15 protein-coding genes are annotated in these 14437 nt (G+C 62.8%); 2 read left to right on the top strand and 13 right to left on the bottom strand.

Annotation, left to right across the window (positions count from 1 at the left end; translation table 11 throughout):
* Positions 1 to 11: 11 nt before the first annotated feature.
* The 11 genes from CCOS864_RS19660 to ccoN (CCOS864_RS19610) form a co-directional block, all read right to left on the bottom strand.
* The gene (locus tag CCOS864_RS19660) at positions 12 to 2465 is read right to left on the bottom strand and encodes a heavy metal translocating P-type ATPase (RefSeq protein ID WP_115087980.1); all 2454 of its coding nucleotides are present in this window, start codon (positions 2463 to 2465) and stop codon (positions 12 to 14) included.
* Between the two features lie 102 nt (positions 2466 to 2567).
* Positions 2568 to 3107 (bottom strand): FixH family protein, encoded by a 540-nt coding sequence (locus CCOS864_RS19655; RefSeq protein ID WP_115087979.1) that lies wholly within the window; start codon positions 3105 to 3107, stop codon positions 2568 to 2570.
* Between the two features lie 12 nt (positions 3108 to 3119).
* Positions 3120 to 4535 (bottom strand): cytochrome c oxidase accessory protein CcoG, encoded by a 1416-nt coding sequence (ccoG, locus tag CCOS864_RS19650; RefSeq protein WP_115087978.1) that lies wholly within the window; start codon positions 4533 to 4535, stop codon positions 3120 to 3122.
* Between the two features lie 252 nt (positions 4536 to 4787).
* Positions 4788 to 5768 (bottom strand): cytochrome-c oxidase, cbb3-type subunit III, encoded by a 981-nt coding sequence (gene ccoP / locus CCOS864_RS19645; protein WP_115087977.1) that lies wholly within the window; start codon positions 5766 to 5768, stop codon positions 4788 to 4790.
* Positions 5765 to 5962 carry a CcoQ/FixQ family Cbb3-type cytochrome c oxidase assembly chaperone gene (locus CCOS864_RS19640; protein ID WP_010225992.1) on the bottom strand — a complete coding sequence of 66 codons (198 nt, stop codon included), beginning with the start codon at positions 5960 to 5962 and terminating at the stop codon, positions 5765 to 5767. Before CCOS864_RS19640 ends, ccoP (CCOS864_RS19645) begins: the two co-directional genes overlap by 4 nt.
* A gap of 5 nt (positions 5963 to 5967) precedes the next feature.
* The gene (ccoO, locus tag CCOS864_RS19635) at positions 5968 to 6576 is read right to left on the bottom strand and encodes a cytochrome-c oxidase, cbb3-type subunit II (RefSeq protein WP_115087976.1); all 609 of its coding nucleotides are present in this window, start codon (positions 6574 to 6576) and stop codon (positions 5968 to 5970) included.
* Positions 6576 to 8018, bottom strand: a complete 1443-nt coding sequence (gene ccoN, locus CCOS864_RS19630; protein ID WP_115087975.1) for a cytochrome-c oxidase, cbb3-type subunit I — start codon at positions 8016 to 8018, stop codon at positions 6576 to 6578. The genes ccoO (CCOS864_RS19635) and ccoN (CCOS864_RS19630) overlap by 1 nt, the downstream gene beginning before the upstream one ends.
* 487 nt (positions 8019 to 8505) lie before the next feature.
* Positions 8506 to 9453, bottom strand: coding sequence for a cytochrome-c oxidase, cbb3-type subunit III (ccoP, locus tag CCOS864_RS19625; protein WP_115087974.1), 948 nt, complete (start codon positions 9451 to 9453; stop codon positions 8506 to 8508).
* Positions 9450 to 9647, bottom strand: a complete 198-nt coding sequence (locus CCOS864_RS19620; RefSeq protein ID WP_115087973.1) for a cbb3-type cytochrome oxidase subunit 3 — start codon at positions 9645 to 9647, stop codon at positions 9450 to 9452. The genes ccoP (CCOS864_RS19625) and CCOS864_RS19620 overlap by 4 nt, the downstream gene beginning before the upstream one ends.
* A 5-nt stretch (positions 9648 to 9652) precedes the next feature.
* The gene (ccoO, locus tag CCOS864_RS19615; protein ID WP_115087972.1) at positions 9653 to 10261 is read right to left on the bottom strand and encodes a cytochrome-c oxidase, cbb3-type subunit II; all 609 of its coding nucleotides are present in this window, start codon (positions 10259 to 10261) and stop codon (positions 9653 to 9655) included.
* Between the two features lie 10 nt (positions 10262 to 10271).
* On the bottom strand, positions 10272 to 11696 hold the full coding sequence (ccoN, locus tag CCOS864_RS19610; RefSeq protein ID WP_038996264.1) for a cytochrome-c oxidase, cbb3-type subunit I: 1425 nt from the start codon (positions 11694 to 11696) through the stop codon (positions 10272 to 10274).
* A gap of 49 nt (positions 11697 to 11745) precedes the next feature.
* Here ccoN (CCOS864_RS19610) and CCOS864_RS19605 point away from each other — a divergent pair, with 49 nt between their 5' ends.
* Positions 11746 to 12435, top strand: a complete 690-nt coding sequence (locus CCOS864_RS19605) for an alpha/beta family hydrolase (RefSeq protein ID WP_115087971.1) — start codon at positions 11746 to 11748, stop codon at positions 12433 to 12435.
* 108 nt (positions 12436 to 12543) lie between these two features.
* Here the strand turns inward: CCOS864_RS19605 and ppnP are convergent, their stop codons facing one another.
* Entirely contained in the window at positions 12544 to 12828 is a 285-nt protein-coding gene (gene ppnP / locus CCOS864_RS19600; protein WP_010225980.1) for a pyrimidine/purine nucleoside phosphorylase, read from the bottom strand.
* A 71-nt stretch (positions 12829 to 12899) separates the two neighbouring features.
* The gene (locus CCOS864_RS19595; protein ID WP_115087970.1) at positions 12900 to 13451 is read right to left on the bottom strand and encodes a 3'-5' exonuclease; all 552 of its coding nucleotides are present in this window, start codon (positions 13449 to 13451) and stop codon (positions 12900 to 12902) included.
* A gap of 207 nt (positions 13452 to 13658) precedes the next feature.
* Between CCOS864_RS19595 and CCOS864_RS19590 the strand changes: the two genes are divergently transcribed.
* Positions 13659 to 14420: a substrate-binding periplasmic protein gene (locus CCOS864_RS19590; protein WP_115088499.1), complete on the top strand. Its 762-nt coding sequence runs from the start codon at positions 13659 to 13661 to the stop codon at positions 14418 to 14420.
* The last annotated feature ends 17 nt before the right edge of the window (positions 14421 to 14437 follow it).

Raw genomic sequence — 14437 nt, 5'->3', positions numbered from 1 at the left:
GAGGCTCCTGGTCAGGCCGTCGCGGGATGCGTGGCAGTGGCTGGCACATGGCTGGCCGGCAAGCCGCTGGCGCGGGTCAGGCGCAGGGCATTGAGGACCACGATCAGCGAACTGACCGACATGCCGACCGCCGCCCAGATTGGCGTGATCCAGCCCAGCGCGGCAAACGGCAGCATGACGCCATTATACGCCGTGGCCCACAGCAGGTTCTCGATAATGATCCGCCGGGTGCGGCGGGCCAGGCTGAAGGCCTGGACCAGGGCGTCCAGGCGGTTGGACAACAGCACCGCGTCGGCACTGGTCTTGGCGAGATCGGTGGCCGAGCCCATGGCGATGCTGATATCGGCAGCCGCGAGTATCGGCACATCATTGACCCCGTCGCCCAGCATCAGCACCTTGCGCCCTTGCTGTTGCAGGGCCTTGAGTTTTTCCAGTTTGTCGTCCGGGCGCAGGCCACCGATGGCCTGGTCGATCTGCAGTTCGGCGGCCACGCTCTGGACCATCGGCGAGCTGTCGCCGGACAACAGCAGGGTTTGCCAGCCACGGGCACGGCAGGCGGCCAGCAAGTCGGCGGCGTCGCTGCGCAGGCGGTCGTCGAGGACGAACCAGGCCAGCGGGCCTCGCTGGTCACCGAGCAGCAACCATTGCCCGGCTTCGTCCGGCATCGCCGGTGCGGTGGTGCCACTGAGGGCGCAGGCGAAGCCCGCTTCGCCGATGCGTAGGCGCTGCCCGCCGACTTGGCCTTCCAGGCCCAGGCCGGGCACTGCCTGGACCTCTTCAGCGGCCTGGCTGGCGCGGCCAAACGCGCGGGCGATGGGGTGCTCGGAGCGGTTCTCGAGTGCCGCGGCGAGCATCAGGCAGCGGTCGGCATCGGTATCGCTCAAGGGGCGAATCGCCCGCAGGGTCAGGCGGCCTTCGGTGAGGGTGCCGGTCTTGTCGAAGATCACCGTGTCGATCTGGTTCAGGCCTTCCAGTACATGGCCGCGGGTCAGCAGCAGGCCGAGCTTGTGCAGGGTGCCGGTGGCGGCGGTCAGCGCGGTTGGGGTGGCCAGCGACAGGGCGCAGGGGCAGGTGGCAACCAGCATGGCCAGGACGATCCAGAACGCCCGCGCCGGGTCGATCTGCCACCAGAGCAGGCCGATGGCGGCGGAGGCGATCAGGGTGAACAGCAAGAACCATTGCGAGGCACGGTCGGCGATTTCCGCCAGGCGCGGCTTTTCCGACTGTGCCCGTTCCAGCAGGCGCACGATGGCCGAGAGGCGGGTGTCCTGGCCCAGGGCCTGGACCTCGACGGTCAGCGCGCTTTCGACGTTCAGGGTGCCAGCGGTGACTGCGTCGCCGGCACTGCGTGGTTGCGGCAGGTATTCGCCGGTCAGCAGCGATTCGTCGATGCTCGACTGGCCGCTGACAATACGCCCGTCGGCGGGGATCACATGACCGGGCTGGATCAGCACGCAGTCCTTCAGGCGCAGCTCGCTGAGCAGGATCCGCTCGCTCTGCCCGGCCGCGCCCAGGCGCAGGCACGAGGCCGGCAGCAGGTTGACCAGTTGCGCGGTGGCGGCGGCAGTGCGTTCGCGGGCGCGGCGTTCAAGATAGCGCCCGGCCAGCAGGAACAGGGCAAACATGCCCACCGCGTCGAAGTACAACTCGCCGCTGCCGGTGATCGCGGTCCAGATCCCGGCGCCGTAGGCCAGGCCGATGGCCAGTGACACCGAAACGTCCATGGTCAGGTGGCGGGTGCGCAGGTCGCGGGCGGCGCCGCGAAAGAACGGCGCGCAGCTGTAGAACACGATCGGCGTGGTGAGGAACATCGCCACCCAGCGCAGGATGGTGTGCAGCTCAGGGCTCAGGTCGATGTTGAATTCCGGCCAGGTGGCCATGGTTGCCATCATTGCCTGGAACCATAACAGCCCGGCGACGCCCAACTGGCGCAGGGCTGTGCGGTTTTCGCTGGCCAACTGTTCGGCGGCGCGATCGGCCTGGTAGGGGTGAGCGGCGTAGCCGATATGGCGCAGCTCGGCGAGCAGTTTCGAGAGCGGCAACTGGCTGTCGGCCCAGCTCACCTGCAGGCGGTGATTGGACAGGTTCAGCCGCGCCTCGGCCACGGCGGGAAGGTTGCGCAGGTGTTTCTCGATCAGCCAGCCGCAGGCGGCACAACTGATGCCTTCGATCAGCAGAGTGGTTTCGGCCAGCTCGCCGCTGTGACGGACAAAGGGTTTTTGCACGTCGGCGCGGTCGTACAGAGCCAGTTCGTCGACCAGTTGCTGAGGCAGGGCGTCAGGGTTGGCGCTGGCTTCACTGCGGTGCTGGTAATAGCTTTCCAGGTTGCCGGCGACGATGGCTTCGGCCACCGCCTGGCAGCCCGGGCAGCAGAACGCCCGTGGCTGGCCAAGCACCACGGCGGTGAAGTGGCTGCCGGCAGGCACGGGCAGGGCGCAGTGGTAGCAGGGCGTGGGGCTGGTCATGGTAGTCGTCGCAGATTTTTAGGGTGGCCGCATCGCTGGCAAGCCAGCTCCCACAGGGATAGTGCAACCTGTGGGAGCTGGCTTGCCAGCGATAGGGGCGACTCATTTTTCCAGGTGTTCAGCCCCTTGCAGCGCCTCGTCACCGAGAACCAGGGTCTTGTCGTGGGCGACTTCTTCTTCCTCGAACAGACGCCAGACATGCTCATCCTGGCTACCCAGCAGCTCGACGAAGCGCCGGCCTTCGACCTTGTCGCTGAGCTGGCCGAGGTAGCGACCGGCTTCGCTGTCGCTGCGGGTCAGGACGATCTTGCGGTCTTTCTCCGGCTGGGTCGGCGAGATCAGGTTCAGTTCCAGGGTCTGCGGCTGGCTGTTGCCGGTCAGGCGCAGGTCGACTTCGCCGGTCAGCTCGTCCAGGTGCACGCTGGCCTTGAGGTTGAGGGTCTGGGCCAGCAGTTCACGGTCCAGCGAGCGGTTGATGCCTTTGCCGGCCTCGTAGTAGTTGTCGTTGACCAGGTTGTCCGGGTTGTTCACCGCAATGGTCACCATGGTCAGGCTGAGGGTCACCGAGGTGGCCAGCACCCCGATGATGATCCACGGCCAGAGGTGCTTGTACCAGGGGCTAGCGGCAGTTGCAGAAGGCATGGGCTCAGTCTCTTATCGAATTTGCGGGCCGATGAAGCGGCTCTTGGCTTCAACCTGGGTGGCGCTGTCGTCAGCGTCCTTGAGGGTGAAGATGACTTCGTTGGTGGTCGACGGCAGTTGTTCCGGGGCCATCGACAGTTGTACCGGCAGGCTGACGATGTCGCCGGCGGCGACGCGGATTTCCCGTGCGCCTTCAAGCTTGAGGTCAGGCAGGCCACCGGCCTCGAGCACGTAGACGTGATCGCGCTGGTCCTTGTTCATGACCTTCAGGCTGTAGACGTTCTCGATCCGCCCCTGGGCGTTCTCACGGTACAGCACGCGGTCCTTGCTGACGTCGAATCCGACCAGCGAACGCATGACAAAGGCGCTGGCCAGCAGGCCGATCATCGCCAGCAGGACTACGGCATAGCCGATCAGGCGCGGACGCACCATGTGGGTTTTCTGCCCCGACAGGTTGTGCTCGGTGGTGTAGCTGATCAAGCCTTTGGGGTAGTTCATCTTGTCCATGATGGTGTCGCAGGCATCGATGCAGGCGGCGCAGCCGATGCACTCGATCTGCAGGCCGTCACGGATGTCGATGCCGGTCGGGCACACCTGTACGCACATGGTGCAGTCGATGCAGTCACCCAGGCCCTTGGCCTTGTAGTCGAGGTCTTTCTTGCGCGGGCCGCGGGTTTCGCCGCGGCGCGGATCGTAGGAAACGATCAGGGTGTCCTTATCGAACATCACGCTCTGGAAGCGCGCATACGGGCACATGTACACGCACACCTGCTCGCGCAGCCAGCCGGCATTGCCGTAGGTGGCCAGGGTGAAGAAACCGACCCAGAAGTAGGCCCAGCCGTCGGCCTGGCCGGTGAAGAACTCAATCACCAGCTCACGGATCGGCGAGAAGTAGCCGACGAAGGTCATGCCGGTGACAAAGCCGATGCTCAGCCACAGGCTGTGCTTGGCCAGCTTGCGCAGGAACTTGTTGCCGCTCATCGGGGCCTTGTCGAGCTTCATGCGCTGGTTGCGGTCACCTTCAGTGACTTTCTCGCACCACATGAAGATCCAGGTCCACACGCTTTGCGGGCAGGTGTAGCCGCACCAGACGCGGCCAGCGTAGACGGTGATGAAGAACAGGCCAAAGGCGGCGACGATCAACAGCCCCGAGAGCAGGATGAAATCCTGGGGCCAGATGGTGGTGCCGAAAATGTAGAACTTGCGCTCCGGCAGGTTCCACCAGACGGCCTGGTGACCGCCCCAGTTCAGCCATACCGTGCCGAAGTACAGCAGGAACAGGACGGCGCCGCCGACCATGCGCAGGTTGCGGAACACGCCGGTGAAGGCGCGGGTGTAGATCTTTTCTCGGGAGGCGTAGAGATCGACGCTGCTGTTGTCTTTACTGGCAGGCGGGGTGACGTCATGTACCGGAATCTGCTTGCTCATCATTGAGTCCCACGGCAGTGGTGAAGTGCCGCGGCCAGTACATGCCGGCCGCAGTCGGAAGCTTGCTGCTCTAGGGCGCATGATACGCCTGTGTTGCCGGTAGGGGGGAGGGGTGCGACCTTTGGCCGCGTTGGGGAATCGCAGGTAATAGTGTATTGGCCCGTGTCAATTGACGCAGATCATGGCTAGGGGCGGGGGTCTATAAAAAAGCCCCGGCAGTTTTACTGCCGGGGCTTTTGCCAGCTGGGCGAATTACTTCGCTTCAGCGGTTTTCTCAGGCTGGTGCGACAGACTGTAGACATAGGCCGCCAGCAAGTGGACCTTGTCGTTGCCCTGGATCGCTTCCTGGGCAGGCATCTGGCCCTGGCGGCCGTAACGGATGGTCTGCTGCAGTTGGGCGAAGCTCGACCCGTAGATGAACGCGGTCGGGTGGGTCAGGTCAGGCGCACCCATGGCCGGGGTGCCCTTGCCTTCAGGGCCGTGGCAGGCCACGCAGTTGGTGGCAAACAGCTTCTGGCCGTTGGCCGGATCGGCTTTGGCGTCCTTGGGCAGGGTGCGGCCATCGAGGTTGGTCAGCACGTAAGCGGCCACGTCGGCAACGCCTTGCTCGCCGATCACTTCGGCCCAGGCCGGCATCACGCCGTGACGACCGCCCATGATGGTGGCCTTGATGGTTTCCGGCTCGCCACCCCAACGCCAGTCGTTGTCGGTGAGGTTGGGGAAGCCGTAGGAGCCCTTGGCGTCGGAGCCGTGGCACACCGAGCAGTTGGAGGCGAACAGACGGCCGCCCATCTTCAGCGCTTGCGGGTCTTTGGCCACTTCTTCAATGGGCATCGAGGCGAATTTGGCGAAGATCGGCCCGAACTTGGCGTCCGAGCGGGCCATTTCCTTCTCCCACTCGTGCACGCCGGTCCAGCCGGCCTGGCCGTTGGCGAACTCGGTTTTCTTGTCGTTGTCCAGGTACTGGTAGCCCGGCAGCAGGCCTTTCCAGTTACCCAGGCCCGGGTACAGCACCAGGTAGCCCAGGGCAAAAACGATGGTACCGACGAACAGCATGAACCACCATTTTGGCAGCGGGTTGTCGTACTCCTCGATGCCGTCGTAGGCGTGGCCCACGGTTTCTTCGGTGGTTTCGCTGCGCTGGCCCTTGCGGGTGGACAGCAGCAGCCAGGTCAGGGCGAAGATGGTGCCCAGACTCAAAACGGTGACGTACAGACTCCAGAAGGTAGTCATTCGTTGTTACTCCTAGACGCTTTCGCTTGCGCTTGCTCGACGTGCTTGCTGGCTTCGGGATCATCCGCGAAGGGCAGCATGGTCGCTTCGTCGAACTCGGACTTGCGCCGAGAACTGAACACCCACAACGCCAGGCCGATAAAGGCCACCATCACTACGACGGTGCCCAAGCCACGAATCATCCCGATATCCATCAATGTCACCGTTTGCTTTTGATGATGGTGCCCAGGCCTTGCAGGTAGGCAACCAGGGCGTCCATTTCAGTCTTGCCCTTGACCGCGTCGCGGGCACCGGCGATGTCTTCATCGGTGTACGGCGTGCCGAGGGTGCGCAGGACTTCCATCTTCTTCACCGTGTCCTTGTCGTCGAGCTTGTTCTCTACCAGCCACGGGTAGGCCGGCATCTTCGACTCGGGCACGACGTTGCGCGGGTTGTACAGGTGAGCACGGTGCCAGTCGTCGGAGTAACGACCGCCGACGCGGGCCAGGTCCGGGCCGGTACGCTTGGAACCCCACAGGAACGGGTGATCCCAGACGCTTTCGCCCGCGACCGAATAGTGGCCGTAGCGTTCGGTTTCGGCGCGGAACGGCCGGATCATCTGCGAGTGGCACTGCACGCAGCCTTCGCGGATGTAGATGTCGCGGCCTTCGAGTTCCAGCGCGGTACGTGGCTTCATGCCCTCGACCGGCTTGTTGGTGACGTCCTGGAAGAACAGCGGGACGATCTGGGTCAGGCCGCCGATGCTCACGGCGATGACCATGAAGAAGGCCAGCAGGCCGATATTCTTCTCGACTACTTCATGCTTCATCAGTGAGCTCCAACTACAGCGATCTGAGCGGCGGCTTCAGCTTCGGCCGGCTTCGAGGCGCGTACGGTACGGAAGACGTTGTAAGCCATCAGCAGCATGCCGGAGGCGAAGAACGCACCGCCCAGGGCGCGGACGATAAAGCCCGGGTGGCTGGCTTGCAGGGCTTCGACGAAGGAGTAGGTGAGGGTGCCGTCGTCGTTGATTGCACGCCACATCAGGCCCTGGGTGATGCCGTTGACCCACATCGAGGAGATGTACAGCACGGTACCGATGGTCGCCAGCCAGAAGTGTGCGTTGATCAGGCCGGTGCTGTGCATCTGCTCGCGGCCGTAGACCTTCGGAATCATGTGGTACAGGGCGCCGATCGAGATCATCGCGACCCAGCCGAGGGCGCCGGCGTGTACGTGGCCAACGGTCCAGTCGGTGTAGTGCGACAGCGAGTTGACGGTCTTGATCGCCATCATCGGCCCTTCGAAGGTCGACATGCCGTAGAACGCCAGCGATACCACCAGGAAGCGCAGGATCGGGTCGGTGCGCAGCTTATGCCAGGCGCCCGAGAGGGTCATCATGCCGTTGATCATGCCGCCCCAGCTTGGCGCCAGAAGGATGATCGACATGGCCATGCCCAGCGACTGCGCCCAGTCCGGCAGGGCGGTGTAGTGCAGGTGGTGGGGACCTGCCCAGATGTACAGGGTGATCAGTGCCCAGAAGTGCACGATCGACAGGCGATAGGAGTAGATCGGGCGCTCGGCCTGTTTCGGCACGAAGTAGTACATCATGCCCAGGAAGCCGGTGGTCAGGAAGAAGCCCACGGCGTTGTGGCCATACCACCACTGGATCATCGCATCGGTGGCACCCGAATAAGCCGAGTAGGACTTGAACAGGCTGACCGGCAAGGAGGCGTGGTTGACGATGTGCAGCATTGCGGTGACCACGATGAAGGCGCCGTAGAACCAGTTACCTACATAGATGTGTTTGGTCTTGCGCTTGACGATGGTGCCGAAGAACACCACACCGTAGGTGACCCAGACAATGGCCAGCAAAATGGCGATCGGCCATTCCAGCTCTGCGTATTCCTTGGTCGTGGTGTAGCCCAGCGGCAAGGTCACGAGCGCGCCGACGATCACCGCTTGCCAACCCCAGAAGGTGAAGGCCGCGAGGCTGTCGGAAATCAGTCGCGTCTGGCAGGTTCGCTGCACGACATAGTAGGAAGTGGCAAACAGTGCACAACCACCGAAGGCGAAGATCACCAGGTTGGTGTGCAGCGGGCGAAGGCGTCCGAAGCTCGTCCACGGCAGGTCCAGGTTAAGCTGGGGCCAGACCAGTTGCGAGGCGATGAAGACACCAAGCCCCATGCCAAGGATCCCCCAGACCACCGTCATGATGGCGAACTGGCGGACGACCTTATAGTTATAAGCAGTCGGACTGATTGCTGTGCTCATTCTAAGGTTCCACGGTTTGGGTGTTTTTATAGGGTAAAAATCGGCGCAAGTATGTATAAACCGTGTGGTTATTGCAACGCGATGGCGCCCGCGCCGATCCTTGCCAACGCCTGCTCCACAGCGGTTTCGAGCCTTTTCGGCGGGCAAATTGTACACAATTAATTAGTTGATATGTGTACCAAAATTTGATTTTTCGTCTAAGGCAAAGGCTTCTGCCGAACGCTTGCTCAGTGCCGTTGATCACTCGCACATCGGCGCTTGAGTCGGCCCCATCAGCCTTTGCGCAGAACCGCTGACGAAAAATGCCCCAAAAAGGTGCAAGCGCGCCGGCTGTTTCAGTCGCTGTGGCAACAAGCTTAGTTGTGATCGAGGGGGGTGCAAGGCGTGGGCAGGGCGGGGTGCGACACTTGGTCGCAAGGGGCGAAGGGAACCGCCGCATCGGGTGCCGATGCGGCGGTTTGAGTCAAGGCTCAGTTACTCAATCGTTTTACTTGGCAGACAGGGTTTCGCCTTGGGCAGGTTCCTCCTGGGACAGGCTGTAGACATAGGCGGCCAGCAGGTGGACCTTGTCGTTACCCTGGATCGCTTCCTGGGCAGGCATCTGGCCCTGGCGGCCGTAACGGATGGTCTGCTGTAGTTGGGCGAAGCTCGAACCGTAGATGAACGCGGTCGGGTGGGTCAGGTCCGGTGCGCCCATGGCCGGGGTGCCCTTGCCTTGCGGGCCGTGGCAGGCCACGCAGTTGGTCGCGAACAGCTTCTCGCCGTTGGCAGGGTCGGCCTTGGCTTCCTTCGGCAGAGTGCGGCCATCGAGGTTGGTCAGGACGAACGCGGCCACGTCGGCAACGCCTTGCTCTCCAATCACTTCGGCCCAGGCTGGCATCACCCCGTGACGACCACCCATGATCGAGGCCTTGATGGTTTCCGGATCGCCGCCCCAGCGCCAGTCCTTGTCGGTGAGGTTAGGGAAGCCGTAGGCACCCTTGGCGTCCGAGCCGTGGCAGACCGCGCAGTTGGAGGCGAACAGACGGCCGCCCATTTTCAGCGCCTGGGGATCCTTGGCCACTTCCTCCACCGGCATGGCGGCGAACTTGGCGAAGATCGGTCCGAACTTGGCGTCGGCCTTGTTCATTTCCTTTTGCCATTCGTTGGTCTGGGTCCAGCCGTCCTCATAACCGGGCAGGATGCCTTTCCAGTTGCCCAGGCCCGGATAGAGGATCAGGTAGCCGACCGAAAACACCAGGGTGCCGACGAACAGCCAGAACCACCACTTGGGCAGCGGGTTGTCGTACTCCTCGATGCCGTCGAAGCTGTGGCCCATGGTCTGGTCGGTGGTGCCTTTGGTTTCGCCCTTGCGGGTGCCCAGCAGCAGCCAGGTCAGGCCGATCAGGCTACCGATGGTCAGTACGCAGATGTACGTACTCCAGAAGGTGGTCATTGCCCGTTACTCCTCGGTTCGGGTTCGTTGGCGGCAGGTGCCAGGCGCTCGTCGGCGAATGGCAGCAGGCTGGCTTCGGCGAATTCACGGTCACGCCGGCCGTTGAACACCCACAGCGACAGGCCGATGAAGGCGATGGCCACCAGCAGGGTGCCCAGGCCTCGTAGCTGGCCGATATCCAGTGTGAAGTCCATGGCGCTTACCTCTTGTTCTTGATCGCGGTGCCGAGCACCTGCAGGTAGGCGACCAGCGCGTCCATTTCGGTCTTGCCCTTGAGCGACTCCACCGCGCCGCTGATGTCGGCGTCGGTGTACGGCACGCCGAGGGTGCGCATGGTGCGCAGCTTGGTCTCGGTGTGGCTGCTGTCGACCGGGTTGGCGACCAGCCATGGGTAGGCCGGCATCTTCGACTCGGGCACGACGTTGCGCGGGTTGTACAGGTGCGCACGGTGCCAGTCATCGGAGTAGCGGCCGCCAACGCGGGCCAGGTCCGGGCCGGTACGCTTGGAACCCCAGAGGAACGGGTGGTCCCAGACGCTTTCACCGGCTACCGAGTAGTGGCCATAACGCTCGGTCTCGGCACGGAACGGCCGGATCATCTGCGAGTGGCACTGCACGCAGCCTTCACGGATGTAGACGTCGCGGCCTTCCAGTTGCAGCGCGGTGTAGGGCTTCATGCCCTCGACCGGCTTGTTGGTGACGTCCTGGAAGAACAGCGGGACGATCTGAGTCAGGCCGCCGATGCTGACGGCAAACACCATCAACAGCACCAGCAGGAAGACGTTCTTCTCGATTACTTCGTGTTTCATCAGGGTCTCCTCAGGCCAGCTGCGCGGCGGCAGGGGCGGTCGCGGCCACCGGGGCACGCACGGTGCGCCAGGTGTTGTACGCCATCAGCAGCATGCCGGTGAGGAAGATCGCCCCGCCGACGAAGCGCACGATGAAGCCAGGGTGGCTGGCCACCAGGGTTTCGACGAAGGAGTAGGTCAGCGTGCCGTCTTCGTTGACTGCGCGCCACATCAGGCCCTGGGCGATGCCGTTGACCCACATCGAGGCGATGTAGAGCACGGTGCCGATGGTCGCCAGCCAGAAGTGCGCGTTGATCAGGCCGAGGCTGTACATCTGCTCGCGGCCGAAGACTTTCGGGATCATGTGATACAGGGCGCCGATCGAGATCATCGCGACCCAACCGAGGGCGCCGGCGTGGACGTGGCCGATGGTCCAGTCGGTGTAGTGCGACAGGGCGTTGACGGTCTTGATCGCCATCATCGGGCCTTCGAAGGTCGACATGCCGTAGAACGCCAGGGACACCACGAGGAAACGCAGGATCGGGTCGCTGCGCAGCTTATGCCAGGCGCCCGAGAGGGTCATCATGCCGTTGATCATGCCGCCCCAGCTTGGCGCCAGGAGGATCAGCGACATGATCATGCCCAGCGATTGCGCCCAGTCGGGCAGGGCGGTGTAGTGCAGGTGGTGGGGACCTGCCCAGATGTACAGGGTGATCAGCGCCCAGAAGTGCACGATCGACAGGCGATAGGAATACACCGGACGCTCGGCCTGTTTCGGCACGAAGTAGTACATCATGCCGAGGAAGCCGGCGGTCAGGAAGAAGCCTACGGCGTTGTGGCCGTACCACCACTGGACCATGGCGTCGGTGGCGCCACCGTACAGCGAGTAGGACTTGGTCAGGCTGACCGGGATTTCCAGGTTGTTGACGATGTGCAGGATCGCCACGGTGATGATGAACGCACCGAAGAACCAGTTACCGACATAAATGTGCTTGGTGGTGCGCTTCATCAGCGTGCCGAAGAACACCACGGCGTAGGCCACCCAGACAATGGTGATCAGGATGTCGATCGGCCATTCCAGTTCGGCGTATTCCTTGGAGCTGGTATAACCCAGCGGCAGGCTGATGGCAGCCAGCAGGATCACCAGTTGCCAGGCCCAGAAAGTGAAAGCTGCCAGGCGTGGCGAGAACAGGGTGGTCTGGCAGGTGCGCTGGACCGAATAATAGGAAGCGGCGAACAGTGCGCAACCACCGAAGGCGAAGATCACCGCGTTGGTGTGCAGCGGTCGCAGGCGGCCGAAGCTGGTCCAGGGGAGGTCGAAGTTGAGCGAAGGCCAGACGAGTTGCGCGGCGAGAAAAACGCCGAGCCCCATCCCGACGATTCCCCACACCACCGTCATAATGGCGAATTGGCGGACCACCTTGTAGTTGTAGGCGGTACTGCTGGTTGTGTTCATGTATGGGTTCCCATCCACGGTTATAGGCAGACTAAACAGCGAGGCAAGCATGAGTAATGGGCAACTGGCCGGTATTGACGGGGATCAATGGGCGCGGCTGGTCGAAAGCCGCGGCTGGCTGTGGAATGCCCCGCAAAATCAGGGGGATGGCCAGCATTCGGGGTGCCTGATCCTGGCCCATGGCGCCGGTGCGCCGATGGATAGCGGGTTCATGCAGGAAATGGCGCAAAGGCTGGCGGAGCAAGGGCTGGGGGTGCTGCGCTTCGAGTTTCCCTACATGGCCCAGCGGCGCATGGATGGTGGCAAAAGGCCGCCAAATCCGCAGGCAAAGTTGCTGGACTGCTGGCGTGAGGTGTACGCGCAGGTGCGACCATTGGTCACTGGGCCATTGGCCATTGGCGGCAAGTCCATGGGCGGACGCATGGCCAGCATCCTGGCTGACGAGTTGGAGGCTGATGCGCTGGTGTGCCTGGGCTATCCGTTTTATGCAGCGGGGAAACCGGAAAAACCGCGGGTGGCGCACCTGGCTGAACTGAAGACACCGACGTTGATCATCCAGGGTGAACGCGATGCCCTGGGCAATCGGCAGACGGTGGAGGGGTACGAGCTGTCGTCAGCGATCGAACTGTGCTGGCTGCAGGCGGGGGATCATGACCTGAAGCCGCTGAAGGCTTCGGGGTTCAGCCATGCCGATCATCTGGCGACGGCGGCGGACAGGATTGTCGCGTTTCTGAAGTGAGGGGGCTGCTGCGCAGCCCATCGCTGGCAAGCCAGTTCCCACAAGTTGTTCACCGCAATCCTTGTGGGAGCTGGCTTGCCAGCGATGGGGTCGGCGCCTGATTCAGGCTTAGCCGCGATACTCGCACAGGTAAGCAGTATCAACCGCCACCTTCAGCTGGAACTTGCTGTTGGCCGGCACATTGAACTGGCTGCCGGCGCTGAAGGTTTCCCAGTTGTCGCTGTCGGGCAGTTTGACGGTCAGGGCACCCGACACCACATGCATGATTTCACGCTGGGCAGTGCCGAACTCGTATTCGCCCGGGGCCATCACGCCAACCGTGGCCGGACCTTCAGCGGTGCCGAAAGCGATCGACTTGACCGTGCCATCAAAGTACTCGTTGACTTTAAACATGGGCGACTCCTGAAAAAGGGGCTAAAAAGGCAGGCCAGTATGCCCAAGGCCCGGAGCGCCGTCATCCGCTTTCAGGTGCCATTGGCCGGCAGGGTCAGGGGCAGCAGGCGAGCGGTGTTGCGTGCGTCTTCCAGGGCCCGGTGCTGCTGGCCACTGAACTGCAGGCCAGCCAGCTGCAGCGCGCCATTGAGGCCTAGCGGCCGCTGCAGTTGGCGGGCTTTGGCGAAGCGTTGCTTGAGGTTGATGTGCGGCAGGGTCTCGAGCAGGCTGCCGAGCTGATACTGCTGCCATTCCTGCAGCAGTTGCTTACGGTCGTAGTCGCCCCAGCTGACCCAGCCCTGCAGGTGCTTGGCATGATGACCGAGCCAGCGCTCGAACTGCGCCCAGACTTCGGCGAAGGTTGCCGCCGTGTCGACATTGGCCTGGCTGATGTGGGTCAGCTCGCGGCAGAACGGGGTCAGTTGCGGTCGCCGCCGCGGGCGCACGAAACGCTGGAAATGCCCAACTTCCCTGCCCTGGCGGTCGACCAGGGTCGCGCCGATTTCAATGATTTCCATCTCCGAGACCGGCCAGCCGCCATCGTCTGTGGTTGCTTCAAGGTCGATCACCAGCCAATGGCCCATAGTAGGCTCCCATGCAAGACTGGTTAGAGCGTAGCCAAACTCGCGCGCGGCGGGTATCCCCTGGCGTTTTGCCTGCTGTGCTTGGCACAACCGACAGTTGTGCAACGCCTTGAAAACGCCTAGCTTAGGCAGATTCCGGTTCAAACCCGCAAAGAGTGTGTTGCTTTGAGTTCAACGCCCATGCCACAGACGGTGTCCTTGCTGTTAATGCTTGCCGCAATGTGGCTGCTTCCGTCGGTCCGGGCGGCCGAAGAAATCGAGGTCAAGGTCGGGGCGGCGCATTTCCCTCCCTATACCGTGCGCCCGGAGCAGGGGGCCGATACCGGCCTGTTGCCGCAACTGGTCGAGGCGCTCAACAACAACCAGCAGCGTTACCGCTTTATCCTGGTACCCACGTCCATCCCGCGGCGCTTCGGCGACTTTCAGCAGGGCCGCACCGACATGGCGATCTTCGAGAATCCCGAATGGGGCTGGCAGCAGATCCCCCATGTGAGTGTCGACATGGGCCTGGAAGATGCCGAGGTCTTCGTCACCCATCGCCAGTCTGGTCGTGACCAGAACTACTTCACCGATCTCAAGGGCAAGCGCCTGGCGCTGTACAGTGGTTACCACTACGCCTTTGCCGATTTCAATCCCGACCCCAGGTACCTGGCCGATACCTACAACGCGACCCTGACCTATTCCCATGACAGCAATTTGCTGATGGTCCAGCGCGGCCGCGCGGATATCGCCCTGGTCACCCGTTCATACTTCAGTGACTTTCTGGTCCGTAACCCGCAAAGCGCCGAGCAGTTGCTGGCGTCCGACCGCGTCGATCAGGTCTACCATCACTACGCACTGTTGCGCCCCGACGCGCCCATCAGTGGTGCGGAGTTTGCCAGGCTGTTGCAGTCCCTGCGTGACAAGGGCGCGTTGCTGAAAATATTCCAGCCTTACCGCATCAGCGTCAGCACCCCCAAGGCCGACTAAATTTGCCTGGGCTGGCG

Origin of the sequence: Pseudomonas wadenswilerensis, from assembly GCF_900497695.1 — a bacterium.
GTDB classification, from domain to species: Bacteria; Pseudomonadota; Gammaproteobacteria; order Pseudomonadales; family Pseudomonadaceae; genus Aquipseudomonas; species Aquipseudomonas wadenswilerensis.
Note: the sequence above shows the minus strand (reverse complement) of the source record. Positions and strands in the feature narration are given on the sequence as shown.